The organism is Sphingomonas sandaracina, assembly GCF_036663695.1.
Classification (GTDB): Bacteria; Pseudomonadota; Alphaproteobacteria; order Sphingomonadales; family Sphingomonadaceae; genus Sphingomonas.
In genome coordinates this window covers 1,001,610-1,022,338 of the sequence record NZ_JAXOJK010000001.1, presented here as the reverse complement: position 1 = coordinate 1,022,338, position 20,729 = coordinate 1,001,610, and the positions used below count along the sequence as shown (strand labels likewise).

The following is a 20,729-nucleotide window of genomic DNA, read 5'->3' as shown; positions in this document are numbered from 1 at the left end:
TCATTTGGTATCGGCGCGCAACCGGTTCAACGGGTGCCAGGCGCGCGGGTTGGGCTGCCACTGCGCCAGCCGCGCGCTCACCAACGACCAGCGTAGCGGACGTGCAAGCGGGATGAATGCGACGTCCTCGTTCATCGCCGCATCCGCCAGGGCAATGCGCGCGCTGCGCTCCGCCAGGGTCGGCGCTTCGCGTGCCGCTTCGACCGCGGCCTGCGCGGCATCGCCGCATACCACGCAGGCGCTCGCCAGGTACCAGCGCGCACTGTCATAGGGCGCGACCGCATCGACCAGCATCAGGTCGGCATCGGCATCCATCGCCACGCGCGACGGCGTGATGCCGATCGCGATCAACGACGCGGCGACGTGCGCGTACAGCACTGTCGCACCAGGCCCCTCGGGCAGCGCGATCCGCAGGCCGATCGGTCCGCCGGTCCATGCCGCGACGCGTTGCCGCGCGGCCGCGCGCCGCTCGTCCTGCGTCAGCAGAGTCCAGGACGGAACCTGCGGCAGCGATGCCGAATCGAGGATATCGGGCAGGATACGGTCCGCGGGGTCCCAGGACGGCGCGATCGCCGCGGTCAGCGCGGTCCGGTCGATCGCCTCCGAAATCGCCGCGCGGTTGCCGGCATCCGCCAGAAAACCGTCGCGCCGCACGATCGCCAGTCCGAACAGGCCGACGGCGGGATCGACCCGGACATTGGCCGGCGCGATGTCGGTGGTCGCGAGCAGCGGCCAGTCGACGAAGCTGCCGCCACTGACCAGGTCGGAATCGCGGTTGGCGAACCGGGCGATCGCGCGCGAGGCGCGTTCGCCGATCAGCCGCACGTCCTCCTCCGCGATCACGTCATGCTGGTCGTCGGGATCCGCCGCGCCCGGATCGAACGCAGGCCGCAGCAACGGCGCCGTCCCGGCCTGGGCGATGTGAAAAGGCCCGGTGCCACCCGGTGGCCGCAACCGCAGCAGCGCGAGTTCGGGTTGCGCGAACAGCTTCAACAGGTCGGGGCGCGGGCGCGACAGCCGCACCTCGATGACCTGCGGGGTCATCACGACGATCTCGTCGATCGCCGTCATGAACGGCGCCAGCGGGTTGCGCGATCCCGACCGGAACTGCCGTTCCAACATCGCCACGACCTGTGCCGCGGTCACCGGCGTACCGTCGCTCCATTTCACCTCGCGCAGGCGGAAGATATAGCTCATGCCGCCGTCGATCACGATCCAGCGTTCGGCGATGCCGGGCTCGATCTGTCCGGTCGCGTCGAACCGCACGAGGCCCTGTGCGGTCGAATCCATCAGCAACCGGGCCGGCGTGTCGAGCGCGACCCGGCTTGCGTCGCGCGCCTCGGGTCGCGCGCCGATCGCACTGACGACGACCGCACCGGTATCGCGTCGCTGGTCGCACCCCGCCAGCAGCACGCAGCCGGCGAACATTATCACGGCGCCGCGGACAATGCTCGATCGCCCGGCGAAGGAATCGGCCCTCTGGTTCGTCAATCGCCGCCCTCCGTCCAAAACCGCCCGATCGGGAATAGCCAGGGTCAGGGGTCAATGACAGGGGGCAATGCCAACCTGTCGCCCCGGCGGCCGCTAAGCTTTCGTCAACGGGTTCGCGCATAGCATGGCGTCATGGATCGATCGTTCATAGCGATAACCGCCACGGCGTCGGCGCTGATGTTCGCCGGTGTCTGGAGCGCCACGGCGCCTACCGGCACGCCGCTGCCCGAAGCCCCGCCACCGTCGCTCGATCTGGCTAGCCCGGTCGACGCGGCCTCTCTGCCGGTTTCAGCAAAAGCCTCGAAGGCCGGCGAACCCCCTCGCGTCAAAATAGCCGCACCGGTCCGCGACGCCGCTCCGTACAACGTCACGCGATCGGTCTATGGGCAGACCGCATCGCCGGTCGTGCGGTCCGCGCCCGCAAATGCGGTCTATCGCGGATGCCGCGAAGCACGCGCGGCGGGCGTCACGCCTTTGTACCGCGGAACGCCCGGCTATGGCGCGCATATGGACGGCGACGGCGACGGAGTCGCCTGCGAAGCCTATCGCCGCTGATCATTACCCCCGATCCGGGGCGCCGGGGGTTGCGCCGATCAGCTATGCAGGAAGTGCATCACGTCGCCGTCCTGCACGACGTAGGCCTTGCCTTCCGCGCGCAGCTTGCCCGCCTCGCGCGCCTTCGATTCACCGCCCAGCGCGATGAAGTCGTCGAACGCGATCGTCTCGGCGCGGATGAAGCCCTTTTCGAAATCGCCGTGGATCTCGCCCGCCGCCTGTGGCGCGGTCGCGCCCTCGTGGACGGTCCAGGCACGCGCCTCCTTCGGGCCGACCGTGAAGAACGTCAGCAGGTGAAGCAGCTTGTACCCGGCGGTGATGACGCGGGCGAGGCCCGTCTCTTCCAGCCCCAACTCACCCAGAAACTCGCCGCGATCCTCGGCCGGCATCGTCGCGATTTCCGCCTCGATCGCCGCCGACACCACGACCGCCTCGGCGCCCTCGGCCTTCGCCTTCTCGAACACCCGCGCCGACAGCGCATTGCCGTTCGCCGCATCGCCCTCGTCGACGTTGCACACGTACAGCACGGGTTTGGCGGTCAGCAACTGCGCCTGTGCGAACACCCGCGCCTCGTCCTCGTCCTTCGGCACGGTCAGCCGCGCGGGCTTGCCTTCGCGGAGCAGTTCGAGCGCCTGGCCCAGGACGGCGGCACCGATCTTGGCTTCCTTGTCGCCCTGCATGCCCTTCTTGGCGAGGTTGGGAACGCGCTTCTCGAGGCTTTCGAGGTCGCTCAGCATCAGTTCGGTGTCGACCGTCTCGGCATCGGCGATCGGGTCGACCTTGTTGTCGACATGCGTCACGTCGCCGTCCTCGAAGCAGCGCAGCACGTGGACGATTGCGTCGACCTCGCGGATGTTGCCGAGGAACTGGTTGCCGAGCCCTTCGCCCTTCGACGCGCCACGCACGAGGCCGGCGATGTCGACGAAGCCGAGCTGGGTCTCGATGATCTTCTGCGATCCGGCGATCTTCGCCAGCGCGTCGAGCCGCTTGTCGGGCACGCCGACGTTACCGACGTTCGGCTCGATCGTGCAGAACGGATAGTTCGCCGCCTGCGCCGCGGCCGTCTCGGTCAGCGCGTTGAAGAGAGTGGACTTGCCGACGTTCGGCAGCCCCACGATGCCGCAGCGAAAACCCATGATATGCCCTTGGTATAAGAATGTGCGCCGGGCTTTAGGGCAGGGCGGCAAGGAAGGCCAGCAAGGACGCCTTCGCGCATCATTGGGCGCCACTCTGATTAACGCCACCACCCCGGCGAAGGCCGGGGCCCAATTGGGGGACGTTGCTAACGATGGTCGGCACCACGTTATTGCCACCTTTCCAATTGGGCCCCGGCCTCCGCCGGGGTGGTTTCTAATCTAGGCGGCAGGCCTGATCGACCCACTCGATTGCCGCAGTGCAGCAAAATAATCATACCGGTCGGTAGTTATCAAATGGTCGACACTTATATCCCGAGCCCAGCTTGAGATAGATCAGGAACCTCATGACCACGACCGCCAACGGCTACGCCGCGCAATCGCCCGAAACCCCGCTCGCGCCCTTCTCGTTCGAACGCCGCGAACCCGGCAAGACCGACGTCGCGATCGATATCGCGTTCTGCGGCGTCTGCCATTCCGACCTCCACACCGCCAAGGGCGAGTGGGAAGGCACGCTCTACCCCTGCGTCCCCGGCCACGAGATCGTCGGTCGCGTCGTCGCCGTCGGCAGCGACGTCACGAAGTTCAAGGTCGGCGACATCGCCGGCGTCGGGTGCATGGTCGACAGCTGTGGCGAGTGCCCGTCGTGCAGGGACGGTGAAGAGCAATATTGCGAGACGACCGGGTTCGTCGGCACCTATAACGGTCCCGATCCAGTCCTCGGCGGCCACACCTTCGGCGGCTATTCGGACCATATCGTCGTCGACGAAGGCTTCGTGCTGAAGGTCTCGCATCCCGAAGCCGACCTCGCCGCGGTCGCGCCGCTGCTGTGCGCCGGCATCACCACCTATTCGCCGCTCAAGCACTGGAAGGTCGGCCCCGGCCAGAAAGTCGGCATCGTCGGCCTCGGTGGTCTCGGCCACATGGGCGTCAAGATCGCCAACGCGATGGGTGCCGAGGTCTATGTCTTCTCGACCTCGCCCAACAAGCGCGACGACGCCAAGCGTCTCGGCGCGAAGGACCTGATCGTGTCGAAGGACGAGGCCGCGATGGCCGAGCACGCCAACAGCTTCGACTTCATCCTGAACACCGTCGCGGCGAGCCACAACCTCGATACGTTCACCGCACTGCTGAAGCGCGACGGCACGATGACGCTAGTCGGTGTGCCCGAGCACGCGCATCCGTCGCCCTCGGTCGGCGCCCTGATCTTCAAGCGCCGCGCAATCGCCGGCTCGCTGATCGGCGGCATCGCCGAGACGCAGGAGATGCTTGATTTCTGTAACGAGCACGGCCTGGTGTCGGACATCGAAATGATCCGCATGGACGAGATCGAACCCTCGTATCAGCGCATGGTGAAGAGCGACGTGAAATACCGCTTCGTCATCGACATGGCGACGATGAAGGCGGCCTGATCGGGGAGGGGGCGGGGCGCGCTTCAAGGTAAGAAGGTGCCGAACGCTCCCCCAAACACTACCACCCCGGCGAAGGCCGGGGCCCAAGTGGGAAGGCCAATCTGATGAAGGGCAGTCCTCAGTTAGCAGCGTTTCCCAATTGGGCCCCGGCCTTCGCCGGGGTGGTTTTTTGGATGAAGAGCTGTTTCAGGCGCCCCAATCACCACCGATAATTAAAACTGATACTAATCCGCTCACCCTTGGCGGCATTCGGCACCACCTCATGCCGCAACCAGCTCTCCCACAAAAACACACTCCCCGGCTTAGGCTCCGCATAAACGAACGTCCGCAGATCCTCCGCAGCATCTTCCAGCCGCGTCGGCGCCGCCATCATCATCGGCAGCCGAGGATCCTCCAGCTTCAACGCCCCAGCCCCCTCGGGAATCGCCACATACATCGTCCCCGAAACGACGCTATGCGGATGGATATGCCCCGAATGCGCGCCCCCAGGCTTCAGGACGTTCACCCAAAAACTGTCGAGCTTCAACTTCCGCCCACCAAGATCGAACGCGCAGTCCTTCGCGAACTGCGCGACATGCTTGTTCAGCAGCCGTACCAGATCCCCGAACCGCGGATCGCGGAGTGGCAGGTCGTTCAGCGACGCGTACGACGTGTACCCGCGATACCCATGCGCCTTCGACCAAGCGACCCCCGCGCGATCGGCCTTCGCCAGTTCGAGCGCCGCATCCTCGAGTTCCTCGACCAGATCGTCGTCACCGAGATCGGCCTCGTAGAACCGCGTGGCAAACAAAGAGCGGGTGGTCATGGCTGCATCCTCAACGCGACATCGTTCATGAAGCGGACGTCGTCGCCCTCCGCCAGCCACTTGGCCTCCGCCGCGACCGCGCCGAGCATGTCGGAGAGCGGCTCGATCTCCGCCTTGGCATAATTGCCGAGCACATACCCGGTCACGCGATCCTTGTGCCCGGGATGTCCGATCCCCAGCCGCACGCGGCGAAACTCCGGCCCCAGATGCTGGTCGGTCGAGCGCAAGCCATTATGCCCCGCGGTCCCGCCGCCGGTCTTAACCTTCACGCGGAACGGCGCGATATCGAGTTCGTCATGGAACACCGTCAGCGCCTCGACGCCAAGCTTGTAGAAGCGCAGCGCCTCGCCGATCGCGCGGCCGCTCTCGTTCATGAAGGTCGCCGGCTTCAGCAGCAGGATCCTGGTCGAGCCGATCCGCCCCTCCTGCGTCCAGCCCTGGAACTGCTTCTTGACCGCGCCGAAGTCGTGCACCTCGGCGATCGCGTCGGCGACCATGAACCCGACATTATGCCGGTGCATCGCATATTGCGCCCCCGGATTGCCGAGTCCCGCCCAAATCTGCACGTGGTATTCTCCAAAAGAACGCGTCGGCCACTTAACCGGGTTCTCCTGCGAAAGCAGGAGCCTAGGGTAACGGGCGGCGCCGCTGCTTGATCCTGGACCCCCGCATTCGCGAGGGAACAGGAGGGCAGGGGAAGCCCCATAAAACGAAACGGGCGGGAAAGCCCTAGCTTTCCCGCCCGCCCAAAAGCATACAAAAGTCATCCGAAGACGAAGGAGATTAGTCCTTCTTCTGCGGCGTGATCTTGTCGTCGTCGTTGTTATCGTCGTTAGGCTCGACCGGGGTCTCTTCCTCGGCAGCAGCCTCGGCAGCCTGCGTCTCGGCGACTTCGGCCGCGAGTTCTTCGTCCTCGACGGTCGGCACGGTCGGCGGCACGATCGTGGCGATCGCGAAGTCGCGGTCGTCGATCGCGGGCGTCGCGCCCTTGGGCAGCTTCACGTCGCTGATGTGGATCGAATCACCGATCTCCAGACCGGCGAGCGAAATCGTGATCTCGCTCGGAATGTCCGAAGCGTCGACGACCAGTTCGACCTCGTGGCGCGTGATGTTGAGGACGCCCTTGCCCTTCTTGATGCCCGGCGCGTCGTCCTCGTCGGTGAACACGATCGGCACCGCGACGGTGACGGTCGAATGCTCGCCGATGCGCAGGAAGTCGACATGGATCGGGCGATCCGAAACCGGATGGAACGAGACGTCCTTCGGCAGCGTGCGCACGCCGTTGACCATCACGACGGAATTCATGAAGTGGCCGGTCATCAGCGCCTTCATCAGCGCCTTTTCCTCGAGGTGAACCGAGGTTGGTTCCTGGTTCAGGCCGTAGATCACGGCAGGCACGCGGCCATCACGACGCAGCGCCCGGGAGGCTCCCTTGCCAACCCGGTCACGCGTCTCGGCTGCGAGCGTCAACTGGTCGCTCATCTGTATTCTCCGAAACTCGTTTGTTGTCCTTCCCGCCCACGCCTCCAGGGATGACCATGGACCGGAAGCGCGGGCGCATAGCGGAAGTGGGGGATTTAATCAACTAAACCCTCGCCCCTCCGGGGAGAGGGAGGGGCCCGCGTGCGCTTGCACGTGGGAGGGTGAGGGGAGTGAGGCTCAGGACGTTCGCGCCAACTCCCCCTCACCCTTCCGTCGCAAGCGCTCCTCCCTCCCTCTCCCCGAGGGGAGAGGGACTCGGCACCTCAATACTCGACCCGCTCGGCCTTCACCCCAAGCTTCGCCAACTGCGCCTGCACACTATCCTTGCCCGCAAGATGCCCTGCACCGACCGCGATGAACACTGTCCCCGGCGACTTCATCCGGTTCGCGACCCACTCGGCCCAGCGCGCATTACGGTCCACTAGCAGCACCTTCGCCACCTCGGGCGAATCCTTCAAACTGTCGTTCATCTCTTTGGCGAGCGCTTCAGGATCCCCCTTCGCCCACTCGTCGACCATAGTCGCCATCGTGCTCTCGAGCTTAGGCAACTCGTCGATCGTGCTTCCCAGAAACTGGATCTGCGCCTTCTGCGACAACCCGCCGAAATACCCCAACTGCTGCTCCGCCGTCTCCAGCCCGATCACCGGCTTCCCCGCAGCCTTCGCCGCCGCCGTGATCACCTGCTCCGGCCCGTTCGCCGCATCATAGCCAAGCTTCGAAAGCGGCGCGATCGACAGGTTGGTCGCAGCCAGCCAAGGCTTGAACCGATCGAACGCATTCGCCGGCAAGCCCAGGTCGGTCACCGCCTTCGCATACGCCGCACGCTTGTCCGCGGGAAGCTGCTCGGTCAGCGTCGGGCCGTCCTTCGACACGCCGGTCGCCATCACCAACGACTGCATCTTGGCAGGATCCGGCATCACCAGCTCCAGCACCACCTGGTTCGAGCGATCGAACGCGGTCTTCACCGCCTCGTCGAACCACGTCATGCCGGGCTTCAACACATGGATCGTCCCGAACAGGTAGATCGTCGTGTCTTTGTCCTTCACCACCCACAAGGCTGGATCGGCATCGTTCGCGGCTTGCACAGGCTTCGGCGCGACCTGCGCACAGGCGGGCAGGGCGAACGCCATGGCGATGGCAGACAGCGCGGATCGGAACGAAACGATCTTCGAAAACAGCTTCAAGGGGAGGGAATCCTTATCGTTGGTGCAGCCCATGTAGGACGCCCGGCCGCAACGCACCACTTGCCTCCCGCACCCCCATCCGCCAAAGCCCGCGCGTGACCCAGCCCGTGATAAAGCCTCTTAGCTTCCAGCGCATGATCCTCACGCTCCACGATTACTGGAGCGAACACGGATGCCTGATCCTGCAGCCCTACGACATGGAAATGGGCGCGGGCACCTTCCACACCGCCACGACGCTCCGCGCGCTCGGCCCGAAACCGTGGAACGCCGCGTTCGTGCAGCCCTGCCGCCGCCCGACCGACGGCCGCTACGGCGAGAACCCCAACCGGCTCCAGCATTACTACCAGTACCAGGTCATCCTGAAGCCGAGCCCCGCGAACCTCCAGGAACTCTACCTCGGCAGCCTCGCGGCGATCGGCATCGACATGCTGAAGCACGACATCCGCTTCGTCGAGGACGACTGGGAAAGCCCGACGCTCGGCGCCTGGGGTCTCGGCTGGGAGGTCTGGTGCGACGGCATGGAGGTGACTCAGTTCACCTATTTCCAGCAGATGGGCGGCTTCGACATGAAGCCCGTCGCCGGCGAACTCACCTACGGGCTGGAGCGCCTCGCGATGTATATCCAGGACAAGGACTCGGTCTACGACCTCGCGTTCAACGATGCCGGCGTGACCTACGGCGACGTGTTCCTGGAGAACGAGCAGGAGATGTCGAAGTGGAACTTCGAGATCGCCGACACGGACTCGCTCTTCGACCAGTTCCGCAAGCACGTCGCCGAATGCGAGAACTCGCTAGCCGCCAAGCTCCCGATCCCAGCCTACGAACAGGCGATCAAAGCCAGCCACATCTTCAACCTGCTTCAGGCCCGCGGCGTAATCTCGGTAGCCGAACGCCAAGCCTATATGGGCCGCGTCCGAGACCTCGCGAAAGGCGCCTGCGCCGCCTGGATGGACAAGCACGGATGGGCGGCATGATGCGCTCGTTAGAAGGTGTGTTCACGCGGAGACGCGGAGACGCGGAGCAGAAGGTAGGCAATGTGTCGCGTTTCCGCGTTCTTGCTCCCAGCATCCAGCATGGTGATGCGAGACGCCTGCGGCGTCAGACGGCCGCGCGCAGCGCCTCAAACCTTTCTTCTCCCCTTCTACTCCGCGTCTCCGCGTCTCCGCGTGAACCCAACTCCTTCTTCTTCGCGTGCGAACCCAAATGACCGACTTCCTCCTAGAACTCCGCTCCGAAGAAATTCCCGCCCGGATGCAGTCCAAGGCGCGCGAAGATCTCGCCAAGCTGTTCACCGCCGAGCTCGCCAAGGCCGGCATCGCCACCAGCGACATCGTCACCTACGCGACCCCGCGCCGCCTGACGCTGATCGCGCGCGACCTGCCGCTCGAGACCGCCGCCGTCTCCGAGGAAACCAAGGGCCCCAAGACCTCAGCGCCCCCCCAGGCGCTTGAAGGCTTCCTCCGCAAGACCGGCCTCACCCGCGAGCAACTCATAGACCGCAACGGCACGCTCTTCGCGGTCACCGAGAAGCCCGGCCGCGCCACCGCCGCCGTGCTCGCAGACGCCATCCCCGCGATCGTCCGCGCGTTCCCGTGGCCGAAGTCGATGCGCTGGGGCGACGCCTCCGCCAGCACCGAGTCGCTCCGCTGGGTCCGCCCGCTGCAAGGCATCGTCGCGCTGCTCGGTGATGAGATCGTGCCGTTCGAGATCGCCGGGATCGCCAGCGGCGCCGCCACGCTCGGCCACCGCTTCCACCACCCGTACCAGATCACGATCGGCGGCGCGCACGACTATGTCGAGAAGCTGCGCGCCTGCCACGTCATCGTCGACCACGACGAACGCGCCACGCTGATCCGCGACCACGCCCGCGAAGCCGCCATGCAGGCCGGCCTCGAACTGATCGAGGACGAGGGGCTAGTCGCAGAGAATGCCGGCCTCACCGAATGGCCGATTCCCCTGCTCGGCCGGTTCGACCCCGCGTTTCTTGACGTGCCGCCTGAGGTGATCCAGCTCACGGCGCGCGTGAACCAGAAATATTTCGTCTGCCGCGGCGCCGACGGAAAGCTCGCCAACGCGTTCGTTTGTACCGCTAACATCGCCGCCCACGACGGCGGCGCGAAGATCGTCGAGGGTAATCGCAAGGTCCTCGCCGCGCGCTTGTCGGACGCCAAATTCTTCTACGACACCGACCTGAAGGTCCCGCTCGAAGAGCAGGCCGAGAAGCTGTCGAAGATCGTCTTCCACGAGAAGCTCGGCACCGTAGCCGACAAGGTCGACCGTGTAGCGAAGCTAGCCCGCTGGCTGGTAGAAGAGGGCATAGTCACTTCTGCTCCCCTCGCCTTCAGGGGAGGGGCTGGGGGTGGGGCCTCACCGCAAACGCCCACGTCCGTATCCGCGGACAGCCCCCACCCCAACCCCTCCCCTGAAGGGGAGGGGCTTGCAGACCTAGCAGACCGCGCAGCCCGCCTCGCAAAGGCAGACCTCGTAACCGGCATGGTCGGCGAGTTCCCCGAGCTGCAAGGCCTGATGGGCGGCTACTACGCCGCCGCGCAGGGCGAGCACCCGGCCGTCGCCACCGCCATCCGCGACCACTACAAGCCGGTCGGCCAAGGCGACGACGTCCCCACCGACCCGGTAACGGTCGCGGTAAGCCTGGCGGACAAGTTTGATACGATAGCGTCGTTCTTTGCGATTGATGAAAAGCCGACGGGATCGAAAGACCCATTCGCACTTAGACGCGCAGCGTTAGGTATTATTCGTCTCGCTACGAACGGTGGCGTTCGATTTGGCATTCAGAGTATGGCTACGCAGTGGTCGCTAATTGACAACAAGCAGCGCAGTGATCGCCAAGTTTCGATGGTAGAGCCACATCTCGCCTCATCGGCGGCGATGGTAACAGATGATCCTAGCCGTGCTAATGAATTAGCTTCAGACCTTCGCGCCCGAGTAGCAACATTTGATCAACGTGATAATGGGGTCGCGTTCGAGGCGTTGTTCGACTTCTTGGTTGACCGCCTCAAAGTCCAGCAACGCGAAGCCGGCGTCCGTCACGACCTGATCGACGCGGTGTTCGCGCTCGGGGGCGAGGACGATCTCGTCCGCCTGCTCGCTCGCGTCCACGCGCTTCAGGCGTTCGTCACCACCGAGGACGGCGCGAACCTGCTCGCCGGCTACAAGCGCGCCGCCAATATCCTGAAGAAGGAAGCGCCGAAGGACGACGCCGCCTCTTCTGCTCCCATCCCTGAAAGGGAGGGGCCGGGGGTGGGTAGCCCTCGTGGGAACGTCGCGCCCGCCTCGGGCCGACCCACCCCCAACCCCTCCCTTCCAGGGAGGGGCGAAGAAGTTCTGTCCTACACCCCCGAACCGGCAGAGACCGCGCTGATGACCGCGCTAGACGCCGCTGAACCCCGCGCCACCGCCGCGATCGCGCGCGAAGACTTCGCCGCCGCGATGGCTGCCCTTGCAAGCCTCCGCGCACCGATCGACGCGTTCTTTGATAGCGTTATCGTCAACGATTCCGATCCCGCCAAGCGCTCCGCCCGTCTCGCGCTACTTGAGCGAGTCCGTGCCGCAGTGCACAATGTCGCAGATTTTTCGAAGATCGAGGGCTGATCGAAATCGAAGTGCAGACGTTCCCAGCGTCTGCACTTTGTGAACTTCACTTTGGCCCAGCGTATGAAAACAAGCACTTAGAGGACCGACCATGACCCAATATGTGTACCGCTTCGGCGGCGGTGTTTCGGACGGCGGCAAGGGCGACAAGAACCTGCTCGGCGGCAAGGGCGCGAACCTTGCCGAGATGGCGTCGATCGGCCTGCCGGTCCCGCCGGGCTTCACGATCTCGACCGACTTCTGCGCGGTCTATTACGACGAGGGTGGCCAGTTCCCGCAGGGCCTGCGTGACGAGGTCGCCACTGGCCTCGCCCACATCGAAGGCGTAACCGGCAAGAAGTTCGGCGACCCCGCCGACCCGCTGCTCGTCTCGGTCCGCTCCGGTGCCCGCGCCTCGATGCCGGGGATGATGGACACCGTCCTCAACCTCGGCCTCAACGACCAGACCGTCGAAGGCCTCGCCGCCAAGTCCGAGGACGCGCGCTTCGCCTGGGACAGCTATCGCCGGTTCATCCAGATGTACGCCGATGTCGTCCTCGAGCTCGATCACGGCGCGTTCGAGGAAGCGCTGGAGATCGCCAAGGAAGACCAGGGCTTCACGCTCGACACCGAACTTTCCGCCGACGACCTGCGCAAACTCGTCGCTGAGTATAAGGGCCTCGTCGAGAAGCTCTGGGGCAAGCCCTTTCCGCAGGACGTCCACGACCAGCTCTGGGGCGCGGTCGGCGCGGTCTTCGGCTCGTGGCAGTCGGAGCGGGCGAAGGTCTATCGCCGCCTCAACGACATCCCCGGCGGCTGGGGCACCGCGGTCAACATCCAGGCGATGGTGTTCGGGAACATGGGCGACACCTCGGCGACTGGCGTCGCGTTCACGCGCGACCCGTCGAAGGGCGACCGCGCCTATTACGGCGAATTCCTGATCAATGCGCAGGGCGAGGACGTCGTCGCCGGCATCCGCACCCCGCAGTATCTGACCAAGATCGCGCGCGAAGACGCCGGCGCCAAGCCTGCCTCGATGGAAGAGGCGATGCCCGAGGTCTATCACCAACTCGCCGACGTGTTCGACACGCTCGAAAACCACTATCGCGACATGCAGGACATCGAGTTCACGGTCGAGAAGACCAAGCTCTGGATGCTCCAGACCCGTGCTGGCAAGCGCACCGCCAAGGCTGCGCTCAAGATCGCCGTCGACATGGCCAACGAAGGCCTCATCACGCGCGAGGAAGCTATCCTGCGCATCGAGCCGATGGCGCTGGACCAGCTGCTCCACCCGACGCTCGATCCCAAGGCACACCGCGACGTGCTGACCAAGGGCCTCCCCGCATCGCCGGGTGCAGCCTCGGGTGCGGTCGTGTTCGACGCCGATGCCGCGGAGAAGAAGGCCGCCGACGGCGTCGCCGTGATCCTCGTCCGGACCGAAACCTCGCCGGATGACATCCACGGCATGCACGCGGCGAAGGGCATCCTCACCGCACGCGGCGGGATGACGTCGCACGCGGCCGTCGTCGCACGCGGCATGGGACGCCCCTGCGTTTCGGGCGCCGGCACGCTCTCCATCGACGCCAAGGCGAAGATCATGCGCTGCGGCGGTCGTGAGGTGAAGGAGGGCGACCTGCTCACCATCGACGGCACCACCGGCGAAGTGATGATCGGCGCGGTCGCGACCGTGCAGCCTGAACTGTCAGGCGATTTCGCGACGCTGATGGTCTGGGCCGACGAGGTCCGCCGCCTGAAGGTCCGCGCCAACGCCGAGACCCCTGAGGATTGCCGCGTTGCGCGCGAATTCGGCGCCGAGGGCGTTGGCCTCTGCCGCACCGAGCACATGTTCTTCGAGAGCAGCCGCATCACCAACGTCCGCCAGATGATCCTCGCCTCGGACGAAAAGGGCCGCCGCGCCGCGCTCGAAAAGCTGCTCCCCGAACAGCGCAAGGATTTCACCGAGATCCTCGAGGTGATGGCCGGCCTGCCGGTGACGATCCGCCTGCTTGATCCGCCGCTCCACGAGTTCCTCCCCCACGAGGAATCCGAATTCGCCGAAGTCGCGACCGCAGCGGGCGTCGACGTCGACACGCTCAAGCGCCGCGCGGCGGAGTTGCACGAGTTCAACCCGATGCTCGGCCACCGCGGCTGCCGTCTCGGCGTGACCTACCCCGAAATCTACGAGATGCAGGCACGTGCCATCTTCGAGGCCGCGGTCGACGTCGCGGAGAAGTCCGGCGCCGCCCCGATTCCCGAAGTCATGATCCCGCTGGTCGCCACCCGCCGCGAGCTGGAGCTGATGAAGGCGGTCGTCGACAAGGCCGCCCAGGCGGTGTTCGCCGAGAAGGGCCGGACGATCGAGTATCTCGTCGGCACGATGATCGAACTCCCCCGCGCAGCATTGCGGGCCGGCGAGATCGCGGAAGTCGGCGAGTTCTTCTCGTTCGGCACCAACGACCTGACGCAGACCACCTTGGGTGTCAGCCGCGACGACGCCTCGCGCTTCCTAGGCGCGTATGTCGAGCAGGGCATCTACGCCAAGGACCCGTTCGTCAGCATCGACGTCGAAGGCGTCGGCGAACTGATCGAGATCGCAGCGGAGCGCGGCCGCAAAACCCGCGAGGGCATCAAGCTAGGCATCTGCGGCGAACACGGCGGCGACCCCGCCAGCATCGCGTTCTGCGAAAAGGTCGGCCTCGATTACGTCTCGGCCAGCCCGTACCGCGTCCCGATCGCTCGCCTGGCGGCGGCTCAAGCAGCGCTGTCGAAGAAGTAACGCTCGCTCAAAAGTAGCACCACCCCAATGAGGGCCGCCACCCCGGCGAAGGCCGGGGCCCAGTTGGAACGTCCGAAGTAACGAAGGACCGTCCCCAGTTACTCGACATCCCCAACTGGGCCCCGGCCTTCGCCGGGGTGGTGGCTATTTGGTTGGGTGATCGTAAACTAATAATGTTTCCCCGCGAAGGCGGGGACCCAGACTGGGCTCCCGCCTTCGCGGGAGAACAAGGGGGCAGGGGCCGACCTAAACCAGCCCCCAAACCTCACCGACGCTGATCGAAATCGAACCAACCCCGCTTGGTCCCATCGGCATTATACGCCGGCCGAGCATAAGCCGATCGCGCCGAAGACAGCGCGCCGGACCGCGCCGTATCCACAACCGGCCGACGCTCGACAACCGGAGCAGCCGCCGGCGCCACCGAAGCGGCCTTCACCAGCCGGCCATTCTCATGTTCCGCCTCGACGGCCCGCTTCTCCGCCGCCGCCGCCCGGACATCGGCATCCTTCTTGGCGACAGCGTGCGCATCGCGCTCGGCCAGATACCGCGCCTTCCACTTCTTGCCCCCTGGATGGCTGGCCAGTCCGAATAGCCAACCGGCGACGAATACCAGCGCAAGCGCCGCGAACTGCGTAGGTGTGGAAAACAACGGCATCGTAAAAACCCTCCTGTTACGGGAGCCCAACGATCATGCCGCCCGGCGGTTGCTTCAGGTCTTCAACAGCGCATCGGAGATCGAACATGCCGCCGGCCCGAGGATGACGACGAACAGCACAGGTAGGATGAACAGGATCAACGGGATGGTCATGATCGCCGGCAACCGCGCGGCCTTCTCCTCCGCCCGCATCATCCGCTCATTGCGGAATTCGCCCGACAGCACGCGCAGCGCCGACGCCAGTGGTGTGCCGTATTTCTCGGTCTGGATCATCGTCGTGACGACCCCCTTCACCGCATCCAGCTTCACGCGCTGCGCCAGATTCTCGAACGCCTGACGCCGGTCGGTCAGAAATCCCAGTTCGATCGCGGTCAGCGTGAACTCCTCGCCAAGCTCGGGATAGGCTCGCCCCAGTTCGCGCGCGACGCGGTGGAACGCGGCATCGACGGTCAGGCCGGCCTCTGCGCAGATGACGAGCAGATCGAGCGCGTCGGGCAGTCCCTTGCGGATCGCATCGGACCGCTTCTTGATCTTGTTGTCGAGATACAGGTCCGGCGACTTGTAGCTCAGGATGAACGTCATCGCGACGAGCCCGTATTTCTTCAGCGGCGACCAGGTCGCGAACCCCTCGGTGCCGTACACCCAATACAGCATGATGCTGCCGAGCAGGATCGGGATGACGAGCCTGCCGAAGATGACCGCAGGCGCCCATTCCTTCGACCGGATGCCGGCCTGCATCAGCTTGACCTGAACCGCCTTGACCTGGCTGTCCTGCAGGACCTTCATCGACGACAGGATGCCGCGCATCCGGTCCGCGGTATCGTTGCGCTGGACCAGCTTGGCGCGCCGCTTGGTCGATGCGGTGATACCCGCCTTCAACTGTTCGCGGCGGTCGTTCAGCGCCTTCACGCGCTTCGTCATCGGATCGCTGACGGTCGTCACCGCATAGATCGCGATCATGACCGCGAATGCAGCGACACCCGACAGGATCGTCGCGACCAGCAGGACGTCGATCCCGAGAATGGTAGGTCCGGCGGTTCCGCCCATCGTCGTGTCCCTAAATCTCGAAGCTGATCATCTTGGACATGATGAAGGCGCCTATACCCATCCACACCATGCCGCCCATGCCGATCGCCATCAGCCGCTCGTCGATGAAAAAATTCTGCATGTACGTGCCGTTGATGAACCAGATCATCGCGAACACGATGAACGGCAGCGCGCCGATGATGTAGGCCGACGCCTTCGATTCCGACGACATCGCCTTGATCTTCAGCTTCATCTGGCCACGCATGCGCAGCACGTTCGACAGGTTGGCCAGCGTCTCCGCCAGATTGCCGCCGGTCTCGCGCTGGATCGCGATCGTGATCACGAAGAACTGGAATTCCGGCGTGCCGAGCCGGTCCGCGGTATCCTGCAGCGCGGCGTCCATCGTCCGGCCGATCTTCATCTTGTCGCTGACCGCGCGGAACTCCTCGCCGACCGGCCCGTCGACCTCCTGACCGACGACGCCGATCGTTTCGGTGATCGGCAGGCCAGAGCGAAGTCCGCGGACAAGCAGGTCGATCGCGTCGGGAAACTTCGCCGTGAACTTGCCGATCCGTCGCTGGATCGTCTTGCTGACGACGAAATGCGGTATGCCGATGCCGACGAACAGCCCGAACATCAACGCGAGCAGGATCGGCAACCCCTTGATCAGCATGAGCATCGCGATGACCAATGCGACCCCCGCCGTCGCCATGCCATATTGTCCGACGGTCCACGTCTTGCCCGTCATCGCGAGCCTTTTGGCCAGCAGTGCGGGGTTGGGGAGGATGCGGCCGAACGCCACGTCCATCTTCGTATCGCGATTGGTCGCAATCCGCCGCATCTGCGCTTCGGCCATCACGAGCGCGTCGCCGTGACGTTCCCGCAAGGAGGCGATCCGGCGGGATTGCGCCCGTCCGCCGCTCGGTCCGGCGAACGCGAACAGCACCATGCACAGCACCACCACGGAACCGATCATCACCATAAGGAGCGGCATCATGTCCATCGCAGCCTAACGCCTTTCGATCGAAGCGACCGGCGCAACTCGGTAGCCCTGGGTCATTTCGCTGCTGCCGTCTTGGCTGCGCGTTTCGGGATCATGCCCCTCAGGTCGCTGAACTTGCCCAACAGCGACTTGCCCTTCGCAGCATGGGTGCCGCCGCCATCGGTGTCGGCCGCCGCCACGGCGAGTTCGCCGGCCAGCGCGAGGATGGGCGCGATGGTCTTCGAATTCTTGCCGACTTCGACGATCGGCTTGCCGAGCTTGGCCGCCTGCGCCGCCAGCTTCTGGTCGAACGGCACGACGTAATCGATCTTTCGCTCGATCGACCCTTCGAAATCCTTGCGGTTGATCTCGAGCTGTCCGCCGGCATGCATGCGGTTGGCGACGACATACACGGTCGTCTGTGGCGCGTTGGCTTTCAGCCACGACAGGATTCGGATCGTATCGCGCGCCGCCGCCAGCGTCAGGTCGGTGACGAGCACGATCAGTTTCACTTCGCTGATCAGATGCGGATACTGGATCAGCATGCCGCGCGGCAGGTCGACCACGGTGCATTCGAACGCCGCGCGCATTTCCTCCTGCAACTGGAAGAAGGCGGAGCCGTCGGTGATCAGCGGTGCGTTGATCGGCGCTTCGGCCGACAGCACGGAGAGCTTCTCCGACGCCTTCACCATCGCGCGTTCGATGAACAACCCGTCGATGCGGCTCGGATTGTCGATCGCATCGGTCAGGCCGCGTCCCGGTTCCAGATCGAGGCTGAGCGCGCCCGTGCCGAAATGAACGTCGAGATCGAGCAACGCAGTCGTGTGCTTCTCGTTCTCCGCCAGCAACCAGGCGATCGACGTGGCGATCGTCGAAGCGCCGACGCCGCCACGCGTACCGATGACCGCGACCGCGCAATGCAAGCGATCGGACGATATCTCGACATGCTTGGGCGCGTTCAGGATCGTCTGCGCATTTCCGAACGCCTCGCGGAGCATCTCGGGATGCAGCGGCTTCAGCAGGTAATCCTGGATGCCGCTGGCAACCAGATCGCGGTACAGCCGAACATCGTTCACCTGTCCGGCCGCGATCACCACCGTGCCCGGCTCGCAGACCTCGGCGAGTGCGTTGATGTCGTTCAGCGGGTCGCCCGATTCGGCAAGGTCGACGAACAGGATCTGCGGCGAGGCGGACACCGACAACGACTGGATCGCGTTGCGCAGGCCACCCTTGTAGATCTTGTCCACCGACCATCCGAGTTCGGTGGCAATCGGACGCAGCGCATCCGCGGTAACCTCGTCGCAGACATACGCCGTAAAGGGCTCACGCTGCGAGAGACCGGCGGGTTTCCAGGGGGCGTTCATCACTTGCTCGCCGTGGTGGCGGCGGTCAAACCACCTGCACCGCTTGGTACCTTTTTACGGTACGTGTCGATCGCCTTGTACGAAACCGCCGCATCGGTGGTTTCGGCACCCGGCGCACCGCGAACGAGATCGCCCGGATTCGCGACCATCGCCGCCAAGTTGCTGTTGATCGCGCAGCCATAGTTCGACGACGTGTTCGCTTCGAACTCGTTGGTCGCGTCACGCGACCAGTCGGGGCAACGCGGTACCGCGGCGCGCATCCTGCTGACGACCACGCGGATCGCGCCGGGCACGAGGGGGGCCGGCGTGACCGGTGCCTCGTCGCTGAGGAGAAGCCCGTATTGGGCGACGACCGCGGCCACGTCGCCGCGCGCCTGCGGTGCTTCACCGGCGGGATCGTCGATCGCGACGCGGTCGCCATAGCCGAGCCGCATCGTCTGCATCCAGCCTGCCAGCCGCTGCTGTTCGCCGCTCGCCAGCGCCCCGCCGGCGACGCCCAGATCGAGCGCGTAGTCGGATCGGCTGACGACCGGTTGATGCACCGATTCGAGGCCGCGGTTCTCGGTACCCATGCAGCCGCCCAGAAGCACGGCGGTGGCGAGGGACGCTAGGATCGATTTCTTGATCATCGGGAATCCTTGAGGCGCTGGGCGCAGGGGCATGTCACTGCGCACCGATCAGTTCGAGAAGCCGGGGGCGGGGACGACGGCCTTGCCGGGCTTGCCGTTACCCTTGCGCATCGGAGCGGGCGTCCTGACGGCGTCTTCGTTGCGACGCACGTCGCCGAGCGGCACCGGCATGACCGGAGCCGCCGCACCGACCGACGGCTGCACATAGGCGGGACGCGCGACGGTCGGCACCGGACGCTGGCCACCGCCACCCGCACTGAGAGTTCCCAGCAACACCCGATCGATATCGGTAGGGGCACGCGCACCGTCGGTCGGCAGGGCGATGTCGCGCGCGTTGTTGACGGGCTTCACGAGATAGGGCGTGATCACGATCACGAGTTCGGTCTCGTTGCGCTGGAACGCGTTGGAGCGGAACAGCGCGCCGATGATCGGCAGGTTCGCCAGGCCCGGGGTCTTGTCGTATGAATTGTTGTGGCTGTTCGACAGCAGGCCGCTGATCATCATGCTCTGGCCCGAGCCGAGTTCGACGGTGGTTTCCGTCCGTCGCGTCGTCAGGCCCGGTACGCGCGTACCGTTGAGCGTCACGGCGTTCGAATAATCGAGCTGCGAGACTTCGGGGCGGACACGCAACGAGATGCGCCCATCCGAAAGGACTGTCGGCGTGTAGGCCAGGCTGACGCCATATTGCTTGTATTCGACCGAGACGGTGCCCAACGCCTGCGCGAGCGGGATCGGGACTTCTCCGCCTGCAAGGAACGTACCCGTCTCACCGGACAACGCGGTAAGGTTCGGATTGGCAAGCGTCGTGACCTGGCCGGTCGTTTCGCCGAGATCGATCGCGGCAAGCAGGTCGGTACCGAGCAGCCGACCAGCAATGCCGAGCGTCGTCCGCTGGGATCCCGTCGTATAGGTGGAGGTCTTCGCGCCGGTGGTCGGGTTGTAGGTTATCGTTCCGGGCGTCCCGGAGGTGCTGCCGAATAGAAAGCCCGATCCAGCCCGGTCCTGGGTCAACAGGTTGACGCCGATATTCTTGGCAAAGCTGCGGGTGACTTCGGCGATCCGCACCTGAAGGTTCACCTGCAAGGGCGTTGCGGTCTTCAACCGCGACAGGACCTTGGTCGAGTCCCCCACGAACGCCTGGACGAGGCGCTCGGCCTCGGCTGCGTCTTCCGGTGCGGCGACCGTACCCGTCAACAGGATCAGGCCGTTCATCGGCGTCGCGAAGACCTGGGCTTCCGGCATTGCCAGCCCGAGCATCTGCTGCACCGAATCGAGGTTGTTGCCGACGCGGATCGTTGCCGAATAGACGACCGCGCCACCCTTGGTCGTGGCCGAGATCGTCGTTTCGCCGGTCTTCTTGCCGAACACGTAGAGCTGGGTAGGCGAGCGCACCTGGACATCGGCGATCGCATCGTCGGCGACGAACAGATCGCTCATCGGCCGTGCCAGCGTCACGAGACGCCCGCGGCCGGTATTGACCTGGACGACCGGCGATCCGGCAGCGGCGTTTGCCCCCTGCGCGCGCTGCGCCATTGCGGGCACCGAGGGTGCGGCGCTCGCCGCGACCAGGGCGACTGCAAGCGGCCAGCCGAACGTGGCTTTCTGGCGCGCCGTGCCGAAGGAGTGCGTCGATGAAGTACGCAT

General features: G+C 65.2%; 17 protein-coding genes. 5 read left to right on the top strand and 12 right to left on the bottom strand.

Translation table 11 applies throughout. The features are described 5' to 3' along the window. Positions 1-1,428 (bottom strand): ABC transporter substrate-binding protein, encoded by a 1,428-nt coding sequence (locus U1707_RS04590; RefSeq protein ID WP_332798878.1) that lies wholly within the window; start codon positions 1,426-1,428, stop codon positions 1-3. A 195-nt stretch (positions 1,429-1,623) separates the two neighbouring features. Here U1707_RS04590 and U1707_RS04585 point away from each other — a divergent pair, with 195 nt between their 5' ends. After that, positions 1,624-2,046: an excalibur calcium-binding domain-containing protein gene (locus U1707_RS04585; protein WP_332798877.1), complete on the top strand. Its 423-nt coding sequence runs from the start codon at positions 1,624-1,626 to the stop codon at positions 2,044-2,046. 38 nt (positions 2,047-2,084) lie between these two features. Here the strand turns inward: U1707_RS04585 and ychF are convergent, their stop codons facing one another. After that, positions 2,085-3,182 carry a redox-regulated ATPase YchF gene (gene ychF, locus U1707_RS04580; protein ID WP_332798876.1) on the bottom strand — a complete coding sequence of 366 codons (1,098 nt, stop codon included), beginning with the start codon at positions 3,180-3,182 and terminating at the stop codon, positions 2,085-2,087. A gap of 344 nt (positions 3,183-3,526) precedes the next feature. On the opposite strand from ychF, the gene U1707_RS04575 reads away from it, so the two are divergent. Further along, positions 3,527-4,591: an NAD(P)-dependent alcohol dehydrogenase gene (locus U1707_RS04575; protein WP_332798875.1), complete on the top strand. Its 1,065-nt coding sequence runs from the start codon at positions 3,527-3,529 to the stop codon at positions 4,589-4,591. A gap of 199 nt (positions 4,592-4,790) precedes the next feature. Here U1707_RS04575 and U1707_RS04570 read toward each other — a convergent pair whose 3' ends face one another. From U1707_RS04570 to U1707_RS04555, 4 genes are all read right to left on the bottom strand, one after another. After that, positions 4,791-5,396: a TIGR02466 family protein gene (locus tag U1707_RS04570; protein ID WP_332798874.1), complete on the bottom strand. Its 606-nt coding sequence runs from the start codon at positions 5,394-5,396 to the stop codon at positions 4,791-4,793. Further along, positions 5,393-5,962, bottom strand: a complete 570-nt coding sequence (pth, locus tag U1707_RS04565) for an aminoacyl-tRNA hydrolase (protein ID WP_332798873.1) — start codon at positions 5,960-5,962, stop codon at positions 5,393-5,395. Before pth ends, U1707_RS04570 begins: the two co-directional genes overlap by 4 nt. A 217-nt stretch (positions 5,963-6,179) precedes the next feature. Continuing rightward, the gene (locus tag U1707_RS04560) at positions 6,180-6,878 is read right to left on the bottom strand and encodes a 50S ribosomal protein L25/general stress protein Ctc (protein ID WP_332798872.1); all 699 of its coding nucleotides are present in this window, start codon (positions 6,876-6,878) and stop codon (positions 6,180-6,182) included. A gap of 263 nt (positions 6,879-7,141) precedes the next feature. Then, positions 7,142-8,008 (bottom strand): TraB/GumN family protein, encoded by an 867-nt coding sequence (locus U1707_RS04555; RefSeq protein WP_332799063.1) that lies wholly within the window; start codon positions 8,006-8,008, stop codon positions 7,142-7,144. 188 nt (positions 8,009-8,196) lie between these two features. Between U1707_RS04555 and U1707_RS04550 the strand changes: the two genes are divergently transcribed. From U1707_RS04550 to ppdK, 3 genes are all read left to right on the top strand, one after another. Then, a complete protein-coding gene (locus U1707_RS04550) occupies positions 8,197-9,036 on the top strand; it encodes a glycine--tRNA ligase subunit alpha (protein WP_093398883.1) in 840 nt (279 codons plus the stop codon). A gap of 229 nt (positions 9,037-9,265) precedes the next feature. Continuing rightward, positions 9,266-11,674 (top strand): glycine--tRNA ligase subunit beta, encoded by a 2,409-nt coding sequence (gene glyS / locus U1707_RS04545; RefSeq protein ID WP_332798871.1) that lies wholly within the window; start codon positions 9,266-9,268, stop codon positions 11,672-11,674. 91 nt (positions 11,675-11,765) lie between these two features. After that, positions 11,766-14,429: a pyruvate, phosphate dikinase gene (gene ppdK / locus U1707_RS04540; RefSeq protein WP_332798870.1), complete on the top strand. Its 2,664-nt coding sequence runs from the start codon at positions 11,766-11,768 to the stop codon at positions 14,427-14,429. Positions 14,430-14,694: 265 nt separating this feature from the next. Here the strand turns inward: ppdK and U1707_RS04535 are convergent, their stop codons facing one another. The 6 genes from U1707_RS04535 to U1707_RS04510 are packed head-to-tail and all read right to left on the bottom strand — an operon-like array spanning position 14,695 to position 20,729. After that, positions 14,695-15,084, bottom strand: coding sequence for a hypothetical protein (locus U1707_RS04535; protein ID WP_332798869.1), 390 nt, complete (start codon positions 15,082-15,084; stop codon positions 14,695-14,697). A gap of 54 nt (positions 15,085-15,138) precedes the next feature. Beyond that, the gene (locus U1707_RS04530) at positions 15,139-16,131 is read right to left on the bottom strand and encodes a type II secretion system F family protein (RefSeq protein WP_332798868.1); all 993 of its coding nucleotides are present in this window, start codon (positions 16,129-16,131) and stop codon (positions 15,139-15,141) included. 10 nt (positions 16,132-16,141) lie between these two features. Next, positions 16,142-17,113 (bottom strand): type II secretion system F family protein, encoded by a 972-nt coding sequence (locus U1707_RS04525; RefSeq protein ID WP_332798867.1) that lies wholly within the window; start codon positions 17,111-17,113, stop codon positions 16,142-16,144. 53 nt (positions 17,114-17,166) lie between these two features. Then, on the bottom strand, positions 17,167-18,456 hold the full coding sequence (locus U1707_RS04520; protein WP_332798866.1) for a CpaE/TadZ family protein: 1,290 nt from the start codon (positions 18,454-18,456) through the stop codon (positions 17,167-17,169). Continuing rightward, positions 18,456-19,085: a CpaD family pilus assembly protein gene (locus U1707_RS04515; RefSeq protein ID WP_332798865.1), complete on the bottom strand. Its 630-nt coding sequence runs from the start codon at positions 19,083-19,085 to the stop codon at positions 18,456-18,458. The genes U1707_RS04520 and U1707_RS04515 overlap by 1 nt, the downstream gene beginning before the upstream one ends. 48 nt (positions 19,086-19,133) lie before the next feature. Then, entirely contained in the window at positions 19,134-20,729 is a 1,596-nt protein-coding gene (locus U1707_RS04510) for a type II and III secretion system protein family protein (protein ID WP_332798864.1), read from the bottom strand.